Source organism: Olleya sp. ITB9, from assembly GCF_001315805.1.
GTDB classification, from domain to species: domain Bacteria; phylum Bacteroidota; class Bacteroidia; order Flavobacteriales; family Flavobacteriaceae; genus Olleya; species Olleya sediminilitoris.
The window spans coordinates 78035-96778 of sequence record NZ_BCBW01000034.1; the positions used below are offsets into that span (position 1 = coordinate 78035).

At 31.6% G+C, this 18744-nt stretch carries 18 protein-coding genes; 11 read left to right on the plus strand and 7 right to left on the minus strand.

All coding sequences use genetic code 11. The features are described 5' to 3' along the window. The first annotated feature begins 223 nt into the window (after positions 1-223). Both mfd and ITB9_RS09895 read left to right on the plus strand, forming a co-directional pair. On the plus strand, positions 224-3562 hold the full coding sequence (mfd, locus tag ITB9_RS09890) for a transcription-repair coupling factor (RefSeq protein WP_054852099.1): 3339 nt from the start codon (positions 224-226) through the stop codon (positions 3560-3562). 31 nt (positions 3563-3593) lie between these two features. Next, positions 3594-4973, plus strand: coding sequence for a TlpA disulfide reductase family protein (locus ITB9_RS09895; RefSeq protein WP_054852100.1), 1380 nt, complete (start codon positions 3594-3596; stop codon positions 4971-4973). Here ITB9_RS09895 and ITB9_RS09900 read toward each other — a convergent pair whose 3' ends face one another. Beyond that, positions 4974-5936 (minus strand): hypothetical protein, encoded by a 963-nt coding sequence (locus ITB9_RS09900; protein WP_054852101.1) that lies wholly within the window; start codon positions 5934-5936, stop codon positions 4974-4976. Between the two features lie 215 nt (positions 5937-6151). After that, positions 6152-9115: a leucine--tRNA ligase gene (locus tag ITB9_RS09905; RefSeq protein WP_054852102.1), complete on the minus strand. Its 2964-nt coding sequence runs from the start codon at positions 9113-9115 to the stop codon at positions 6152-6154. 139 nt (positions 9116-9254) lie between these two features. On the opposite strand from ITB9_RS09905, the gene ITB9_RS09910 reads away from it, so the two are divergent. From ITB9_RS09910 to ITB9_RS09930, 6 genes are all read left to right on the plus strand, one after another. Next, positions 9255-10130: an ABC transporter permease gene (locus ITB9_RS09910; RefSeq protein ID WP_054852103.1), complete on the plus strand. Its 876-nt coding sequence runs from the start codon at positions 9255-9257 to the stop codon at positions 10128-10130. Between the two features lie 136 nt (positions 10131-10266). Further along, entirely contained in the window at positions 10267-10410 is a 144-nt protein-coding gene (locus tag ITB9_RS15625) for a hypothetical protein (protein ID WP_162874902.1), read from the plus strand. Positions 10411-10483: 73 nt separating this feature from the next. After that, a complete protein-coding gene (locus tag ITB9_RS09915) occupies positions 10484-10744 on the plus strand; it encodes a DUF3098 domain-containing protein (protein ID WP_028289684.1) in 261 nt (86 codons plus the stop codon). Between the two features lie 91 nt (positions 10745-10835). Continuing rightward, positions 10836-11630, plus strand: a complete 795-nt coding sequence (locus ITB9_RS09920) for an undecaprenyl-diphosphate phosphatase (RefSeq protein ID WP_054852104.1) — start codon at positions 10836-10838, stop codon at positions 11628-11630. A gap of 4 nt (positions 11631-11634) precedes the next feature. Then, the gene (gene truB, locus ITB9_RS09925; RefSeq protein ID WP_054852105.1) at positions 11635-12330 is read left to right on the plus strand and encodes a tRNA pseudouridine(55) synthase TruB; all 696 of its coding nucleotides are present in this window, start codon (positions 11635-11637) and stop codon (positions 12328-12330) included. A gap of 67 nt (positions 12331-12397) precedes the next feature. Beyond that, entirely contained in the window at positions 12398-13120 is a 723-nt protein-coding gene (locus ITB9_RS09930) for an energy transducer TonB (RefSeq protein ID WP_054852106.1), read from the plus strand. Positions 13121-13122: 2 nt separating this feature from the next. Here the strand turns inward: ITB9_RS09930 and ITB9_RS09935 are convergent, their stop codons facing one another. Beyond that, a complete protein-coding gene (locus ITB9_RS09935) occupies positions 13123-13743 on the minus strand; it encodes a thioredoxin family protein (protein WP_028289680.1) in 621 nt (206 codons plus the stop codon). Positions 13744-14008: 265 nt separating this feature from the next. Here ITB9_RS09935 and ITB9_RS09940 point away from each other — a divergent pair, with 265 nt between their 5' ends. Beyond that, positions 14009-14572: a DNA-3-methyladenine glycosylase I gene (locus ITB9_RS09940; protein ID WP_054852107.1), complete on the plus strand. Its 564-nt coding sequence runs from the start codon at positions 14009-14011 to the stop codon at positions 14570-14572. On the opposite strand, the gene aat is transcribed toward ITB9_RS09940, so the two are convergent. From aat to ITB9_RS09955, 3 genes are all read right to left on the minus strand, one after another. Next, positions 14569-15195 (minus strand): leucyl/phenylalanyl-tRNA--protein transferase, encoded by a 627-nt coding sequence (gene aat / locus ITB9_RS09945; RefSeq protein WP_028289678.1) that lies wholly within the window; start codon positions 15193-15195, stop codon positions 14569-14571. The genes ITB9_RS09940 and aat overlap by 4 nt on opposite strands. Positions 15196-15303: 108 nt before the next feature. Beyond that, the gene (locus tag ITB9_RS09950; RefSeq protein WP_028289677.1) at positions 15304-15678 is read right to left on the minus strand and encodes a DUF3127 domain-containing protein; all 375 of its coding nucleotides are present in this window, start codon (positions 15676-15678) and stop codon (positions 15304-15306) included. A gap of 45 nt (positions 15679-15723) precedes the next feature. Next, positions 15724-16578, minus strand: coding sequence for a flavin reductase family protein (locus tag ITB9_RS09955; protein ID WP_054852108.1), 855 nt, complete (start codon positions 16576-16578; stop codon positions 15724-15726). 120 nt (positions 16579-16698) lie between these two features. Between ITB9_RS09955 and ITB9_RS09960 the strand changes: the two genes are divergently transcribed. Together ITB9_RS09960 and ITB9_RS09965 are read left to right on the plus strand one after the other, a co-directional pair. Beyond that, entirely contained in the window at positions 16699-17886 is a 1188-nt protein-coding gene (locus ITB9_RS09960) for a HAMP domain-containing sensor histidine kinase (protein ID WP_028607535.1), read from the plus strand. Continuing rightward, positions 17887-18237 carry a hypothetical protein gene (locus ITB9_RS09965; protein ID WP_028289674.1) on the plus strand — a complete coding sequence of 117 codons (351 nt, stop codon included), beginning with the start codon at positions 17887-17889 and terminating at the stop codon, positions 18235-18237. Here ITB9_RS09965 and ITB9_RS09970 read toward each other — a convergent pair. Then, entirely contained in the window at positions 18232-18621 is a 390-nt protein-coding gene (locus tag ITB9_RS09970) for an HIT family protein (RefSeq protein WP_054852109.1), read from the minus strand. The genes ITB9_RS09965 and ITB9_RS09970 overlap by 6 nt on opposite strands. Positions 18622-18744: the final 123 nt, after the last annotated feature.

Consider the following 18744-nt stretch of genomic DNA (forward strand, 5'->3'; position numbering starts at 1 on the left):
AACACCTTTTAAAATTAAAAGTTTCTTTTTTTGGGCGTTTATTTCACACCTTTTCAATAAGGTGTAAAAAACCAGGCTCTCACTACTCGCTCTCTGCGAGGAGCTCAAACAGACCGTTCCATCCTTAACGCAGTAACGCCAAAATGTTTCCTAAAAGTTAAATTTTGTAAATCTAAAAGCAAAGTTTTTAGTCAATGCTTATATTTGCATAAACTAAAATTACGTGAGTAAAACTTTAATCTCGCAAACCTATTTACAGTCTTTGCAATTGCAAAAACTGCAAACTGCTATTGCCCAAACCAAAAGTAAAACCCATTTAAAAGGTTTAGTAGGCTCTTCTCTATCCTACAGTATTACCCAAACATTTAAAAAAGCAGACCTTCCGTTTTTGTTAATTTTTAATGACAAAGAAGAAGCTGCATTCCACCTTAACGACCTAGAGCAATTAATAAACAAAACCGATGTTTTGTTTTATCCAGGAAGCTATCGTAGACCATACCAGATAGAAGAGACAGACAATGCAAACGTACTATTACGTGCTGAAGTTTTAAACCGTATCAATTCGCGTAAAAAACCAGCAATAATAGTAACGTATCCAGATGCATTATTTGAAAAAGTAGTCACCAGAAAAGAGCTAGAACGTAACACACTAAAAGTAACCGTAAACGATAGCCTATCCATTGATTTTGTCAACGAAATACTTTTTGAATATAAATTTAAACGCGTAGATTTTGTTACAGAACCTGGTGAGTTTTCAGTTCGTGGTGGTATCGTAGACGTGTTTTCTTTTAGTCATGATGAACCTTATAGAATCGAATTTTTTGGTGATGAAGTAGACAGTATCAGGACCTTTGATGTAGAAACCCAATTATCTACAGAGCAAATTAAAAAAATTAGCATTATACCCAATGTTGCCAATAAATTAATAGACGAATCTAGACAGAGCTTTCTAAAATACATCGCACAAAAAACAGTTGTTTTTGGTAAAAACTTCGATTTAACTTTTGACAGAATTGATGACTTTTTTAATAAAGCCGAAGACGCTTTTGAAAAATTAAACAAAGACATCAAACATGCAAAACCACAAGAATTGTTTTGTAATTCAACTGAGTTAAAAAAACAATTACTAGATTTTAGTGTGGTCGAGTTTGGCTCAGCTTCCGTATTTAATGCAACCCAAACTATTGTACACAATACAACACCTCAACCAGCTTTTAATAAACAATTCAATTTATTAATAGATAACCTAAACAGTAATCATAATAACGATTACACTAATTATATTGCTTGTGTAAGCGAGCAACAAGCCAAACGTTTTCATGATATTTTTGATGACGTAGACCAAGAGGTACACTACCAAACCGTAACCTTATCTTTATATCAAGGATTTGTAGATCACGACCTTAAAATTGTAGTGTACACAGACCATCAAATTTTTGAACGCTATCATAAATTTCAACTTAAAAACGGTTATGCAAAAAAACAAGCCATAACTTTAAAAGAGTTAACAAATCTTGATATTGGTGACTATGTCACACACATTGACCATGGAATTGGAAGATTTGGCGGACTACAAAAAATTGACGTTGAAGGCAAAAAACAAGAAGCCATAAAATTAGTTTATGGAGAGCGTGATGTGTTATACCTAAGCATTCACTCTTTACATAAAATAACAAAATTTAATGGTAAGGATGGTAAAGCACCTATGGTTTATAAATTAGGTAGTAAAGCTTGGAAAACGCTTAAAGAAAAAACCAAATCTAGAGTTAAGCACGTCGCATTTAATTTAATAAAATTATATGCAAAGCGTAAACTAGAAAAAGGATTTCAGTACAAGCCTGACAGCTATTTACAACATGAGCTTGAAGCATCGTTTTTATATGAAGACACTCCAGATCAAAGCACAGCAACTGCAGATATAAAAGTTGACATGGAAAGTGAGCGTCCAATGGACCGTTTAATTTGTGGTGATGTTGGTTTTGGTAAAACCGAAGTCGCTATTCGTGCAGCCTTTAAAGCAGTAGATAACGGTAAGCAAGTCGCAGTATTAGTGCCAACAACTATTTTGGCATTTCAACACCATAAAACCTTTTCACAACGTCTAAAAGATTTTCCGGTTACGGTAGATTATGTTAACCGTTTTAGAACTGCAAAACAAAAACGCGAAACTTTAGAAAAACTTGAAAAAGGTCATGTAGATATTATTATTGGGACACACCAATTGGCCAATAAAAATGTAAAATTTAAAGATTTAGGCTTACTAATTGTAGATGAAGAACAAAAATTTGGAGTTGCTGTAAAAGAAAAGCTTAAAACCATAAAAGACAATGTTGACGTATTAACCCTTACTGCAACACCAATACCAAGAACCTTACAGTTTAGTTTAATGGCTGCAAGAGATTTATCCGTAATAACAACACCTCCTCCAAACCGTTATCCAATAGAAAGTAACGTCATCCGTTTTAATGAAGAGTCCATTAGAGATGCTGTTAGTTATGAAATTGAACGTGGTGGACAAGTGTTTTTTATTCATAACAGAATTGAAAATATTAAAGAAGTCGCAGGTATGATCCAACGTTTAGTACCAGATGCTAAAATTGGTGTTGGACACGGACAAATGGATGGTAAAAAACTAGAAAGTCTAATGCTAGGTTTTATGGATGGTGCTTTTGATGTTTTAGTTAGTACCACAATTATAGAAAGCGGTTTAGATGTACCAAATGCAAACACAATTTTTATCAATAACGCTAATAATTTTGGATTAAGTGACTTGCACCAAATGCGTGGTCGTGTTGGACGTAGCAACAAAAAAGCCTTTTGCTATTTTATAACACCAGAATACTCTGCAATGACAGATGATGCTAGAAAACGTATCCAAGCCTTGTCACAGTTTACTGAGCTTGGTAGCGGATTTAATATTGCAATGAAAGATTTAGAAATCCGAGGAGCTGGTGATTTATTAGGAGGAGAACAAAGTGGCTTTATAAACGAAATTGGTTTTGATACCTATCAAAAAATATTAAACGAAGCTATTGAAGAACTTAAAGAAAACGAATTTAAGGACCTTTATGACGAACCTTTAGAAAACAAAATTTACGTTAAGGATGTTACCATAGATACAGATTTTTCGTTATTATTTCCTGATGATTACGTTAATAATATAGCCGAAAGATTAACCCTTTACACCAAATTAAACGACTTTAAAACGGAAGACGAATTAATTGTTTTTGAAACACAGTTAATAGATCGTTTTGGAGAATTACCAACACAGGTTGTAGACCTAATTAACAGTGTACGCATCAAATGGATTGCTACAACTTTAGGTATGGAAAAAGTAATCATGAAAAAAGGTAAACTAATTAGTTACTTTATAAACGATCAACAAAGCGGATTTTATCAAAGTCCAAACTTTACTAAAATTTTAAAATACGTTCAAACACATCCACAATCTTGTAAAATGAAGGAAAAACAAACCAGAAATGGTCTGCGTTTATTACTTACCTTTGATAACATTAAATCGGTTAAAAATGCCTTACAAGCATTACAGCCAATTTTGGAATAGTTTTTGAAATTACCATAGAAAATCACACATAATGTATAAGAAATTATTTTTTTTACTAGCCCTATTACCAAGTGTAATAATGGCACAAAATACCATAAAAGGGACCTTCACTCCTGCTGAGCAATTTAAATTTGCTTTTTTATATCAAGTTACTGCTGACACCTCAATTTTTGTTGACAATGCAGACGTAGCAGCAGATGGCACCTTTACTTTTAACCTTAAAAAAGGACAAACTCCAGGAACATATCGTATAGTTTACGCACAACCACAGGAAGAATACAATTTTGATTTTTTATATAATAACGAAGATATCGAGTTAACTTTTGACCTTGAAAAAGGGTTAGATTTCATCACATCTGATGAAAACAAACTATGGATTTCATACAACAAAAGTATGTCTAGAATTGGACAAAGCTTAAATGCTTTTTATACAGCTGGTGGTAAAAGTGAAAGAGATTTTAAAAAAATAATCAAAATACTAAATACAACACAATCAGAATTTGAAAAAGCAGCTGAAGGCAAATTAGTACTTAATTTTATTACAGCTAGTCAACCTTACACGCCTGAGCGTTTAATTGATGCAAAGACATTTACTAAAAATGCTAAAAACGCTTATTTTAATCATATCAATTTTGGAAATCCAATCCTTCAAAATTCAAATTTTTTAATTGAAGCCACTTTAAATTATGTCTTTAATTTTATTGATAACCAAGATCAAAACACGTCATACATCAATAATATAAACACAATTGAAAAAGCAATTGGAAACAATCCAAAAGTTAAAAAGATTTTATTAGAAATTTTATGGAATCAGTTTGCTGTTGAAGAAATCGAACCTGTTGCAAACCACATTGCAAGTACTTACTTATTAGATATTGCAAAAGAAACAAATGATAAAACGTTAGAAAATGACTTAACTTACTTTAAAAACGCGTCCATAGGTAATATTGGACAAGATTTTGAAATAATTGTATATGATGAAGAAGGTCATGCCGAAGTAAAAAAAATGCATGGTTTAGATGAAGCTAACCACTATTTAGTAGTTTTTTGGAGCACAACTTGCTCTCATTGTTTAGAAGAAATACCTGAGTTACATAAACTAGTTGAAACGTTAGATAAAGGCGAATTAAAAGTCATTGCAATTGCATTAGATGAAGACCGTTACAGATGGAAAGACATGACTTATAAATTTCCGGAGTTTTATCATGTTTTTGGCGAAGGAAAATGGGACAACCCAATTGGTGACAATTACAATGTAAAAGCTACACCAAGTTATTTTGTTTTAGATAAAAACAAAAAAATTATCAAGAAACCATACGATGTTAAGGCTTTTGAAACGTATTTTAAAACACTACCTAAGCCAGAACCTAAAGTCAATAAGGATGAAAAAATTAACTTAGAAAAGGAATAATTATTCCTTTTCTAACAACTCTTCATAACTTAAAAAATAAGACTCTTCGCAAGGCGTCATTGCATGAGGATAACTAGGTGTTAACTCCACACCTTCTGATGTTAGATTCCATTGCTTATAGTCCCAATTAGCTTCATAAGTAAAGACTTCACATTCTTGTTGGAACTCGTCCTCTGGATCATAATATTTTTCTTTTAGCAATTTAAAGAAATCAAGATTAGGATACAAAGTTTCTATGTCATCAAGATTAGTCAAAGTATTTAAATCAAAATTATAACTTACTGCACCATGTGATGGATGTGCACCTCCACAATACACACTATAATGCTGAGTAAAACTCACGTATTTTGCACTAACTAGATTAACTGTATGACCAATTTCAAACCAAGAGTTACAATCTAAACCAGTAATAGCATTTTCTAAATGTAAATTGTCTAAAATGGGATTAAAAACAGCTCTTTGTTGTGATGTAAACCCATTACCAAGTCTAAATAATTTTTGATTGCTATATTTTTCATGCAACCATACTAATTGCTTGTCATTATAAACCGAAATACTATCTCTAATAAAAGTCAGTTTAGGGTTTCTAAAATCTTCAATTGGATCCTCTGCTGTTTCGGTTAATGTAACTTTGTAGCGCTTCTTTTTTATGGTAACAGATCCTACTAATTGGTTTTCTACTTTTTTTAACCTAAATACCTCATCAGACTCCTCAAAAGTATCTTCAAAATAATGATAACCATCCACTATGGTAAATTGCTCTTTATTAAAAACACCTCGTAACGGAATGTTAATTAGTTTAGAATTGTAAAAATAATAACCATCTACCCTTCCTTTTGAGGGTTGATCTTCATCTTGATCTGCATAAATTTTAAAATGAATAGGAATTGTTCCAACACGACCAACATAAGATTGTGACCAAGTTAGTAGCGGAAATAATAATAGTACAAAAAGGTTTTTCATAATAAATATTTAAAACTAACAATATAAGATTTGAAATTTAAAGCTATTGCTTCTTTTTATGCAAAGTCAAGCTTTCCATAATTAACTAATATTATTCATAATACGCAAAAAAAAACGCTTGCAATATTGCAAGCGTTTTATTTTAATTAGTATAATGACATAATAATTTATTAAAAGAGATTGCTTGGTTACTAGCAATGACGTTTCCCTTTTAATTACCCAACAATATTTACAATTTTACCAGGTACAATAATTATTTTTTTAGGTGTACGACCATCTAATTGTGCTATTGTTTTTTCATGAGCCATAACTGTTTTTTCTATGTCGTCTTTAGGCATATCCATTGGTAACTCTAAAGTAAAACGCATTTTACCATTAAATGATATTGGGTAATTTTTGCTACTCTCTACCAAATGGCTAGCATCAAACTCTGGGAATGGTGCAGTACTTATAGATGTTGTATTACCTAATTGGCTATAAAGCTCTTCGGTAATATGTGGTGCATAAGGTGACAACAACACCAATAATGGTTCTAAAACAGCTTTACTTGTACATTTTTGTTGTGTAAGCTCGTTAACAGCAATCATAAAGGTTGAAACCGAAGTATTAAAAGAAAAATTCTCTATATCTTCTTGTACTTTTTTTATGGTTTTATGTAACGTTTTTAGGTTGTCTTTAGTTGGCTCTGCATTGTTAACATTAACTCCGTTTTCTCCAACAAATAATTTCCATAGTTTTTTTAAGAAACCATGCACACCTGTAATACCAGCAGTATTCCAAGGTTTAGCTTGCTCTAAAGGTCCTAAAAACATTTCGTATAAACGTAAACTATCTGCTCCATACTGCTCGCAAATATTATCTGGATTTACGACGTTGTATTTGGATTTAGACATTTTTTCGACTTCGCGTTTAACTTTGAAAGTCTTATCGTCTTCGCAAATAAAAATTGCATCTTTAAATTCTGCTCTCCAGCTTTTAAAAACTTCGATATCCATTTCGTCAGACGCATTTATAAAAGAAACATCAACGTGAATTGGTCTAACTCCAAATGAAGACAGAACAAATTCTTCATCGGGATTAAATTTCTTAAAGATTGATTCATAAATTGGATTCAAAACGTCTGCGTTATTTTCTTCTTTTTTTCCTAAAGAAATAAAAACAGGAGGTGTATTTTCTAAACCTAATACTTCATAAACAAAAGCACTAGTCCCAAGTATCATTCCTTGGTTAATTAACTTTTTAAAAGGCTCTTCTACTCCAACAAAACCTCTATCTTTTAAAAACTTAACCCAAAAACGTGAGTATAATAAATGTCCTGTGGCATGCTCACTTCCACCAATATAAAGGTCTACGTTTTCCCAGTAGTTAAGTGCATCTTTGCTTGCAAAATCCTCACCTCTGTTGGCTTTTTCTTCCATATAACGGAAAAAGTACCAAGAGCTTCCTGCCCAACCAGGCATTGTGTTTAACTCTAGTGGGTAGATTCCGTTATCTTTAGACGTCTCGACTGCGCTCGACGAGACAAGAGTGTTAGAAACCACTGTATTTGTATTAGTATCCCAAGCCCAAACATCTGCACGACCTAAAGGTGGCTCTCCTGTTTCGGTTGGTAAATATTTTTCTACTTCTGGTAATGTGATTGGTAAATGTTGTTTATCAATCATTTGTGGCATTCCGTTAACGTAGTATACTGGAAACGGTTCTCCCCAATATCTTTGACGTGAAAATACTGCATCACGCAATCTGTAGTTTGTTTTTCCTTCGCCTTGTCCTAATTGCTCCAACTCGTAAATAGCGCGTTTGGCTGCTTTTTTATAGTTCATTCCGTTAAGGAAATCGCTATTTGTAATTTTCACATTGTCTTTAGACGTAAATGCTGCTTCACTAATATCTGCTCCTTCAAAAATATTAGGAATATTAATATTAAAATGTTTTGCAAAGTCGTAATCACGTTGGTCACCACAAGGCACAGACATAACTGCTCCTGTACCATAACCAGCTAATACGTAGTCTCCAATCCAGATTGGAATTGGCTCCTTACTAAATGGATGCTCTGCGTAAGCACCTGTAAATGCACCAGAAATGGTTTTTACATCTGCCATACGATCGCGTTCGCTACGTTTTGAAGTAGCTAAAATATAAGCATCAACCTCTGCTTTTTGTTCTGGAGTTGTTATTTGAGATACCAACTCATGCTCTGGAGCTAAAGTCATAAAACTAACACCAAAAATAGTATCTGGTCTTGTTGTGAAGACTTCTATTTTATGAGACGTCTCGACTACGCTCGACGAAACAGAAGGAATAACATTAAAAGTTACACTTGCTCCAACAGATTTTCCAATCCAATTACGTTGACTTTCTTTAAGCGAATCTGTCCAATCTATAGTATCTAATCCTTGTAATAAACGTTCTGCGTAAGCAGAAATTCGCATACTCCATTGCGTCATTTTTTTACGCATTACAGGATGTCCTCCACGTTCTGACACTCCGTTTACAATCTCATCGTTTGCTAAAACGGTTCCTAAAGCAGGACACCAGTTGACTTCTGTTTCGGCTAAATACGTTAACCTATATTGTAATAGTATTTCTTGTTGTTTTTCAGATGAAAATCCATTCCAATCGTCAGCTGAGAATATTTCGATATTATCATCACAAACAGCGTTTACATTAGCATTTCCTTCCGCAGAAAATATTTTAATTAAGCTCGAAATTTCTTCAGCTTTATTAGTAGTGTTATTATACCAAGACTCAAATAACTGAATAAAAATCCATTGCGTCCATTTGTAATATTCTGGTGTAGATGTACGTACTTCACGACTCCAATCAAAACTAAAACCTATTTGATCTAGTTGTCTTCGGTAAGTTTTAATGTTAGTTTCTGTTGTAATTGCTGGATGCTGACCTGTTTGTATTGCATACTGTTCTGCTGGCAAACCAAAGCTATCGTAACCTTGTGGATGCAATACATTAAACCCTTTATGACGTTTGTAACGTGCATAAATATCTGACGCGATATAACCTAATGGATGACCAACGTGTAATCCTGCACCTGATGGATAAGGAAACATGTCCAAAACATAATATTTTGGTTTATCACTAGTATTAGAGGCTTTAAAAGTTTGGTTTTCGGCCCAATATTTTTGCCATTTGGCTTCGATGTCGTTAAAATGGTATTGCATTTTTGTGTTTTACTGCTTAATTAAGCAACAAATTTAAACTTATTATAAGACTATTAAAAGTTTGACGTTGTAATTATAGAATATATGAATAGGTTTCATTTTTCTTTTATATTTTTACATTATAAACTAACATCAATTTATGAGTTCTTCTTTTGAAAGATATCAAAAACGCAGATTAATATCGTCTTACTTTTCAGTGGTACTTAGTATTGCTTTAGTCCTTTTTTTATTAGGAATCTTAGGGCTTTTAGTCTTAAATGCTAAAAAAGTAGCAGACTTGTTTAAAGAACAAGTTACTGTTACCATTTACCTTAAAGACAATGCTAAAGATGTAGAGGTTAAACAACTTGAAAAAAGTTTAGCATTAGCAGATTATGTAAAGTCAACAGTTTATGTGTCTAAAGAACAAGCTGCCGAAGCTATGAAAGCTGAAAATGGAGAGGATTTTATGGCATTTTTAGGTTTTAATCCTTTACAGAATAACATTGATGTAAATTTAAAAGCCGATTTTGTGACTTCTGAAAAATTAGAAGAATTAGCAGCTTCTGCTTCTGAAAAAAATTTTGTTGATGAAGTTAGATATGATAAAGACCTTGTAACCTTAATGAATAGTCGTGTTAAAAAAATTAGCTTCTGGGTACTGTTACTTAGTGCTATTTTTACTCTAATAGCTGTTTTACTAATTAATAGTAGTATTAGATTGTCTGTTTATGCTAAACGATTTACAATTAAAACCATGCAAATGGTTGGAGCCACTAAACGTTTTATAAGACGTCCTTTTGTCTGGAAAAGCATAAGATTAGGTATACTTGGAGCCCTAATTGCGTTAATAGGCTTAGGGTTTATTGTATATTATGTAGATAAGACCTTTCCAGAGTTAAGTTTACGTCAAAACCCAATACTAATTGGTGGTTTGTTTGGTATTGTTTTTCTTTTAGGAATTATCATCTCTTGGCTTAGTACTCACTTTGCAACTCAACGTTTTTTAAACCTTAAAACAGACCAGCTTTATTAATTTAATAAGTTTTTAACTAATTTTCTAATAATAGTCAGTATATTAGTCGACTATATTTACTTAACCAATAAATTTAAAATTCGCTATTGACCAAATAATACTTAAAATGATTAATTAATCTTAAAAACTAATGATTATGAAACGAATCACATTTGTATTACTAGGTATGATTGCTATTGTTGCTTATTTATTAACAACAACGCAAAAAATGGAAACAAAAATTGTACACTCTGAAAAAGTATCTGCAAACAAACAACATGCTAATTACTATTTAAAATAAGCATACATTAAACTTTTTAATTTTAGATTAAGATTAAAAAGTTTAAATTTGTTTAAAATATAAATCTTTTATTTTGGGAGAAAGCACTAAAAATAACAAACTAAGTTTAAAATCCGAACCAATTTTTGGAAAGCATAACTATAAATTTATGTTTATTGGATTAGCATGCATCGCTCTAGGATTTATATTAATGTCTGGAGGAGGTAGTGATGACCCAAATGTATTTAGCGACGCTATTTTTAGCTGGAGACGTATACGTTTAGCTCCTGCTCTTGTAATTATTGGTTTTGGTATACAAGTTTATGCCATACTATCTAAGCCTAAAAAGGACTAACTTTTGTCCAACTCAACGCTATTATGGTTTTGAGTATTAAATTATAACTTCAAATTATCAATTGGTCATAGTATTTTAATACTTTTGCCAAATGGATATTATAGATTCAATTATATTAGGTATTGTACAAGGATTAACCGAGTTTCTTCCTGTGTCTTCAAGTGGCCATTTAGAGCTTGGTAAAGCTATTTTAGGTGACAATAGTATTCCTGAAGAAAGCTTATTATTTACTGTAGTTTTACACTTTGCAACTGCTTTAAGTACTATTGTGATTTTTAGAAAAGATATTTTGGATATCCTTAGAGGGTTATTATCTTTTAAATGGAATGAAGACACAAAATTTACAACTAAAATTATAATATCTATGTTACCTGCTGTTATTGTAGGTCTATTTTTTGAAGAGCAATTAGAACAGTTATTTGGTGGAAGTATATTACTTGTAGGATGCATGCTACTAGTAACTGCAATCTTATTATATTTTGCTGATAAAGCAAAAAACACAAACAAAAATGTATCGTTTAAAAATGCATTTATAATTGGTATATCTCAAGCAATAGCAATGCTACCTGGTATTTCTAGAAGTGGAGCAACCATATCAACCTCTGTATTATTAGGTAATGATAAAACAAAAGCAGCACGATTTTCTTTTTTGATGGTTGTGCCTTTAATTTTTGGTAAAATAGCTAAAGACGTTTTGGGTGGAGATTTAAGTTTTGAAAGCCAAAATATTACAGCTTTATCTGCAGGTTTTATTGCAGCTTTTGTTGCAGGTCTTTTTGCATGTACATGGATGATTAGCTTGGTTAAAAAAAGCAAATTAAGTTATTTTTCAATTTACTGCGCAATTGTTGGTGTTATTGCTATTATATTTTCTTTTTTAAACTAACGTTATGACAGGAGACAACTACCAAGCAGGACAAGTATTATTAATAGACAAGCCTTTAAATTGGACTTCTTTTCAAGCTGTAAATAAGTTACGTTGGGAAATCCGTCAAGCTTTCAATATTAAAAAAATAAAAGTTGGTCATGCTGGTACATTAGACCCTTTAGCTACAGGATTACTTGTAATATGTACAGGTAAAATGACTAAGCAAATCAACACTTTTCAAGGACAAATTAAAGAATATACAGGAACCATTGTTTTAGGTAGCACAACACCTTCTTACGATCTGGAAACAGAAATAAACCAAACCTTTGAAACATCACATATAACCGAAGCTTTAATTAATGAAACTACACAGCAATTTATTGGTGAAATAGACCAGTTTCCACCAGTTTTTTCTGCGCTTAAAAAAGAAGGAAAACGATTATATGAATATGCAAGAGCTGGTCAAGAAGTTGAGATTAAATCTAGAAAAATAACCATACAAGATTTTAAAATCACCAAAATTAATGGTTTAAATATAGACTTTAAAGTGGTTTGTAGTAAAGGAACTTATATACGATCTTTAGCTCATGATTTTGGAAAAGCATTACAATCTGGTGGTCATTTATCTGCATTAAGACGTACAAAAATTGGCGATTTTGATGTAAATGATGGACTTACAATAGAAGACTTTATTAAAAATCTACCAAAAAAAGACTAAATCACATCTTTTTAAACCTAAAACACGTATATTAAAAAGAAAGGCAATAGATATTGACTCCCAAAAGATGACATTAAACAATTCTCATAAAGCGTTAGCTATCACATTTTTAATCATAGGTACATTAGTATTGTCTCTGTTAAACTTAACTGTATTTAAAACTAATCCAGCTTTAGCTGAAACCATTTATGATATTGAACAAGTTGAAATTGAAACTCCTGAAGACATTCAAGAGCTAATACAAAATTCAGACTCAAAATCTACAAATAAAGCCTTTAACACCAGTGAAAAGTACAAACATTTTGCTGAAGCTTATAAGCCCATTGCTCCTCCAGAGGATTATGACAATCCAATGTTACAGACTTACAAAAACAGTTTAAAGAGTGATGTACCCACTGAAAAAAGTGAGGCAAAATCTGCTATATCTGAAAAGACTTTAACAAGCTTTAAGGGTGTTAATGAGGTTTTAAATAAACGTTCTCAAAATAAAAACACTAAGCAAGGTAATACTGCAAACACCAATAGTAGTGTCTACTATTCATTAAAAGGAAGGACTGACAAGTCACTTCCTATACCAATTTACTTGTGTGATGCACAAGGTAAAATAATCATTAATATAACTGTAGACAATCAAGGACAAGTTGTCGATGCTTATGTCAATAATGCATCAACATCTAATAATCTTTGCTTACAAGAACACGCATTAGAATATGCAAAAAAAGCCACTTTTGACAACTCTGACAAGTCCAAACAATTAGGCTCAATAACCTTTGAGTTTAAAGGTAAATAGTTTTAACTATCTAATAAAGGCACCAAATCAGCAATAACTGTTTGTCCTTTATCTTTATTATACCATTTTTGTAAATCTTCTTTAAACTCTGGTGTTAAACCTCCATGTTTAGCCTTATAATCATTTACTAGTGCAGTTGCTGTACTTGGTCTTGGACCATAAGTAGCAACAACATTTTCAGTCTGATTATCAATAATAATTAACTTAGCAATAGATCTTGATCCGTTGGTTAAAAAATTATCCATTAAAGCTTCGTTTTGGTCTCTAAGCACAATTTTAAAGTTAATCCCTTGGTTTAACTCAGCTATTTTGTTAATTACTGGCATTACATGTGCTGCATCACCACACCAACTTTCAGTAATAATTATCCATGTTTGATCCATTGTTTTATTGACAATTGAAGCCGATAAACCTTCATCTATTTTAACAGTTTTATCCCAACGTTTCATGCGTCTATCATTCAACATTGTATAATTAGCTAAAGCTTCAGTAACTTGGTTACCTGTGTTAGAATTGGTTTCGACTAAAGTTGAAACTAAAGCTCTGTATTCAGCATAACTCATACTTCTGGTTAAACTATCCTTGATAATTTGTTTGATATTATTATGTGTTGTTGTTTCCATATTACAAAAGTACAGCAACTATTATTTTTTTTAAGTTACTGTTGTTACATTAGTAGAAAATATTGAAAATTCCTTACAATGCTTTCTATTCGAAAAATTAAGACTATTTTACTCATTATATTTATAGCTTTATTAGCCTGTAAATATTTTGACTTAATTCCTAATTATCAAATTTTCAAAAACTTATATTTATTTGATTTAAGACATCTAATAGTACTTATTTATATATTAATAAATATTAACCAATATCGTAAAATGAAGAACAATGAAAAAGCATAAATGTGGATGGTGTGTTGGTGATGCACTTTATGAAGCTTACCATGACCAAGAATGGGGAACACCTGTTTATGACGATGACACTCTTTTTGAATTTTTAATATTAGAAACCTTTCAAGCAGGACTTAGTTGGATTACCATTTTACGAAAACGCAATAATTTTTTTGATGCATTCGATCAGTTTGACTATAAAAAAATTGCGAACTATAATGAAGATAAAAAAACTGAGTTATTACAAAATGCTGGTATTATAAGAAATAAGCTTAAAATAAACGCAACAATTACTAATGCTAATTTATTTATAGACATACAAAATGAATTTGGAAGTTTTAGTGATTACATATGGGCTTTTGTAGACAATAAACCCATAAAAAACAAAGTGCAAGATTATAAAGACGCTCCTGCAAACACGCAGTTAAGTGACAATATTAGTAAAGCCCTAAAAAAACGAGGTTTTAAATTTGTTGGATCAACGGTTATTTACGCTTTTATGCAGGCTATTGGTATGGTAAACGATCATGAAATAGACTGCTTTAGGTACAATGAAGTTTAAATTAAATACTTTAAAAATTGATCACGAGGTATATCTATAGCTCCTAAACTTTCAAGGTGGTTAGTGTAAACTTGACAATCTATTAGCTTATAGTTAGTGTTTTGTATAAAACTTATAAAGCCTACTTTGCTAGCATTACTAACTTTAGTAAACATACTCTCACCACAAAATACGCCATTATTTAAATCAATACCGTACAATCCTCCGACCAATTCTTTATCTAACCAAACCTCTATTGATTTTGCATAACCCAATTGGTTTAATTTTGTATAAGCTTCAATCATGCCCTTTGTAATCCAAGTATCATCCTGACCTGGTCTATTAGCTGCTGCACAAGCATTAATTACAGCTTCAAAATTTGTGTTGACTGTGACTTCAAAATCTGTATTACGTAAAACTTGCTTCATACTTTTAGAGACTTTTAAATCTTCTGGAAACAAAACAAATCTTGGATCTGGTGACCACCATAAAATTGTATTATCATCTTCAAACCAAGGGAAAATTCCTTTTTGATAAGCATCGAGCAGACGTTCTGGACTTAAGTCTCCACCAACAGCTAATAAACCATCTTCGGTAGCTTGAGACACATCAGGAAAATTATTGCTAGTGTTTAAAAAATCCATACTTTATTAATTAATTGAAAAATAAGTAAAAGTGTTATAATAAAAAAACCTCAATACGTTAGTATTGAGGTTTTATATGTTAATACTGTTATTACAGTATTATATTTACTAAAATGGTAAGTCGTCGTGATCTTCTGACTTTACATCTTTAGCTGGCTCAAAAGCTTGTGCTGGTGGTACTTCTGGCATACCTTGAGGTGCTCCTGCTTGTACACCTTCAATTCTCCATCCTTGAATAGAGTTAAAGTACTTAGTTTCACCTTGAGGGTTTACCCATTCTCTACCACGTAAATTAATATTTACTTTAACATCTTGTCCAACTTGATAGTTGTTTAATAAGTCACATTTATCTTGAACAAACTCTACTAAAATATGCTGAGGATATTGCTCTTCTGTAGTTACAACTAACTCTCTTTTTCTAAATCCGTTACTACCAAAAGTTTGTGTTTCTCCTACTAGTTTTACTTTCCCTTGTACTTCCATTTTCTATATAATTATTAAATATTCGTCTAAATTAAAATCGCAAATTTACGATAATAACACTTTCCAAGCTCCTTCAATATCATTAAAGCTTAAAAGGTCTTTTGCTTTTTGGTGTTTTTGTTCAGTGGACAAAGAACTTAAATTATGTTGGTTTTTAAAAGCCAGAATGCTTTTTTCATCAGGGAAGTTTTCAACATTTCCTAAAAGCCCTAAATCATTACCTGTTAAAACTACACTTTCTCTAACAGATTTAGGTAACGCATCGACACCTATACCCAAGGTTGATAATGGTTTAGGGATTTCAAAAAATCCTGATTTAGCACGACTATAAAAACTACCACCTGCTCTAGACACTAAGTCTAATTTATTTTGGTTTATTGCTTTATTTTCATCTAAAACAGATTCTGAAACATGCATTTTTACAACCTCACAGATTATTAAATTACCAGCTCCACCTTCTGTACCAAGTTTTACAATATCGTTGACTTTACATTCCATTTGCACAGGACTTTCTGCAACCCTAAATGGTTTTACAATATCAGATTTAAGCATAGTTAAGCCAGCTTTATCAAATTCGTTTACACCTTCTGCATATTCTGTGCTACTTAACGACATTTGTTGTACAATGTCATAATTAACAACATTAATCACTACTTCTTTTGTTAGTTCTGCATTGTGCAAAGTATGCTTTGTAGTATTATCCCTAACGCGTCTTGCTGGCGAAAAAATTAAAATAGGAGGATTAGCACTAAACACATTGAAAAAACTGAAAGGTGATAAATTAGGCTTACCATTTGCATCTATAGTACTTGCAAACGCTATTGGTCTAGGTGCTACAGCACTTAGCAAATAGCCATGTAATTTTGCGGTCGGAAATTCTTGAGGAGTAAAAGATAACATAGTTGTCTGTTTGTTTTATACAAAAATACGGATTCTGTTAACCAACCAAAACTAATAACTACACATCCATCACAATATTATTAACAGAATTACATTATATTAACAACAAAAAATTATATCATGTTTTTTACAAAACATCGTCAGCTGGTTCGCTGGATTATTATTACTGCTTCATTTGCTATTATCTCTTTAATTTTATGGAACACCTATGTGTTTTTTCAAAAGTTTAAAGCTGAAGAACGCAGAAAAATGGAAACTTGGTCCTACGCACAAAGTGATTTTTTAAATAGTTTTAGAAATGGTTTGGATGGCGAAGTTAATAATGTAACCACGTTTATTATAACAGATTCTACCTCAACAACACCAATGATTTTAGTTTCGCCAACAGGCGAAATAAGTAGTTTTAATAATTTAGACACTTTAAAGATCAAACATGTCGAAAGATATTTATTAAAGAAAAAAGAGCAGTTTAAGCAAGAAAATAGTCCAATACCATTATCCTATTTTAATAATACCACTAACAAAGATGAAGCTATAGGGACTTTATACTACGGAAACTCGCCACTATTGAACAAATTAAAATACTATCCGTTAGCTCTTTTACTAATTATTGTATTGTTTGCTGCAGTTGTTTACTTTTTTTACCGAAGCAGTAAAATTGCAACACAAAATAAATTATGGTCAGGAATGGCTAAAGAAACTGCACACCAGATAGGCACTCCTTTATCTTCTTTAATTGGTTGGACAGAAATATTAAAAATTGAAGATACAAATCCTGAATACATCAAAGAAATTGAAAAAGATATCCATAGATTACAAACTATTACAGAGCGTTTTAGTAAAATTGGATCTATACCTACACTTGAAAAAGCGGATATAATATCTGAAACTCAAGAAGCCTTTGACTATTTAAAATCAAGATCATCTAAACTTGTAAACTTTGACATAAAATTACCAGAACATCCTATTTATGTTAATTTAAATAAGCAACTTTATGGTTGGACTATTGAAAATTTAGTTAAAAATGCAATAGATGCAATGAAGGGAAAAGGTGATTTACAGCTTAGTATATCTCAATTAGAACAACAAGTAAAAATTACAGTAACAGATACTGGAAAAGGAATAAGTAAAAACGAATTTAATACTATCTTTGAGCCTGGTTATACCACAAAAAAACGAGGTTGGGGACTTGGATTGTCCTTAGCAAAACGTATTGTAGAAGATTTTCATAACGGTCAGATTAAAGTATTAAACTCTGAAAAAGGAGTTGGTACAACTATGCAAATTAGTTTAAAAACTATATTATAAATGTCAGAAAAATTAATAACAATAAATACTGTAAATTTAATTAATAATTGCCCTGAGTGCTTTAGTACTAAAGGTTTACAATTAACTTTTAAACAGCGCTTTATTGAAACTATTTTTTATAAAAGCATTACACAGGAGGTAAGTACAGAAATGAATTGTGTAGTCTGCAATACAGAAATATATCCTGCACGATGGACTGATGATATAGAGCGTATTTACAATTACCAAATGAAGGCTTTTCAGCCTAAAAAGTCATCAAAAAAATACAAAAGTCTTTTTTGGATATTATTTACAGTACTTGTATTAAGTCTAGCTGCCGTAATTACTTTTTTAGTTTATAATTACTTATAAATTAGCATTAATAGCTTTAGCTAAAGCTTCAAACTGGTCTTTTTGTAAAGCTACTTTGTTAATAAACCTTGCATCTTCCATAGTGTTTAACGGAATTAAATGCACGTGTACATGTGGCACTTCTAACCCAATAACGCTTACTCCTACACGTTTACATGGTACAGTTTTTTCTAAAGCTATTGCTACTTCTCTTGAAAATTGCATTAATCCAATGTAAGTCGCTTCATCTAAATCAAATAGTTTATCTACTTCTTTTTTAGGTATACAAAGCGTATGACCTTCCGCATTAGGGTTTACGTCCAAAAAAGCTAAAAAATCTTCAGTTTCTGCTACTTTGTAGCAAGGGATTTCGCCATTAACAATCTTTGTAAAAATAGAAGCCATATATTTTAGTTTAAAAATTAAAGATAAAAAAAGATTCCTGCTAATCTGATTTTTGTTTCAGAATAAACAGGAATTTTAAAAGTTTTATATTTTTAGGGATTTCCGCGAAAGCGAAAACAGATT

Excerpts from the sequence above, each read along its gene's own strand:
- ITB9_RS09895 (WP_054852100.1), top strand. The coding sequence starts at position 3,594 with ATGTATAAGAAATTATTTTTTTTACTAGCCCTATTACCAAGTGTAATA.
- ITB9_RS09900 (WP_054852101.1), bottom strand. The coding sequence starts at position 5,936 with ATGAAAAACCTTTTTGTACTATTATTATTTCCGCTACTAACTTGGTCA.
- ITB9_RS09905 (WP_054852102.1), bottom strand. The coding sequence starts at position 9,115 with ATGCAATACCATTTTAACGACATCGAAGCCAAATGGCAAAAATATTGG.
- ITB9_RS09910 (WP_054852103.1), top strand. The coding sequence starts at position 9,255 with ATGAGTTCTTCTTTTGAAAGATATCAAAAACGCAGATTAATATCGTCT.
- ITB9_RS15625 (WP_162874902.1), top strand. The coding sequence starts at position 10,267 with ATGAAACGAATCACATTTGTATTACTAGGTATGATTGCTATTGTTGCT.
- ITB9_RS09920 (WP_054852104.1), top strand. The coding sequence starts at position 10,836 with ATGGATATTATAGATTCAATTATATTAGGTATTGTACAAGGATTAACC.
- truB (WP_054852105.1), top strand. The coding sequence starts at position 11,635 with ATGACAGGAGACAACTACCAAGCAGGACAAGTATTATTAATAGACAAG.
- ITB9_RS09930 (WP_054852106.1), top strand. The coding sequence starts at position 12,398 with ATGACATTAAACAATTCTCATAAAGCGTTAGCTATCACATTTTTAATC.
- ITB9_RS09935 (WP_028289680.1), bottom strand. The coding sequence starts at position 13,743 with ATGGAAACAACAACACATAATAATATCAAACAAATTATCAAGGATAGT.
- ITB9_RS09940 (WP_054852107.1), top strand. The coding sequence starts at position 14,009 with ATGAAAAAGCATAAATGTGGATGGTGTGTTGGTGATGCACTTTATGAA.
- aat (WP_028289678.1), bottom strand. The coding sequence starts at position 15,195 with ATGGATTTTTTAAACACTAGCAATAATTTTCCTGATGTGTCTCAAGCT.
- ITB9_RS09950 (WP_028289677.1), bottom strand. The coding sequence starts at position 15,678 with ATGGAAGTACAAGGGAAAGTAAAACTAGTAGGAGAAACACAAACTTTT.
- ITB9_RS09955 (WP_054852108.1), bottom strand. The coding sequence starts at position 16,578 with ATGTTATCTTTTACTCCTCAAGAATTTCCGACCGCAAAATTACATGGC.
- ITB9_RS09960 (WP_028607535.1), top strand. The coding sequence starts at position 16,699 with ATGTTTTTTACAAAACATCGTCAGCTGGTTCGCTGGATTATTATTACT.
- ITB9_RS09965 (WP_028289674.1), top strand. The coding sequence starts at position 17,887 with ATGTCAGAAAAATTAATAACAATAAATACTGTAAATTTAATTAATAAT.
- ITB9_RS09970 (WP_054852109.1), bottom strand. The coding sequence starts at position 18,621 with ATGGCTTCTATTTTTACAAAGATTGTTAATGGCGAAATCCCTTGCTAC.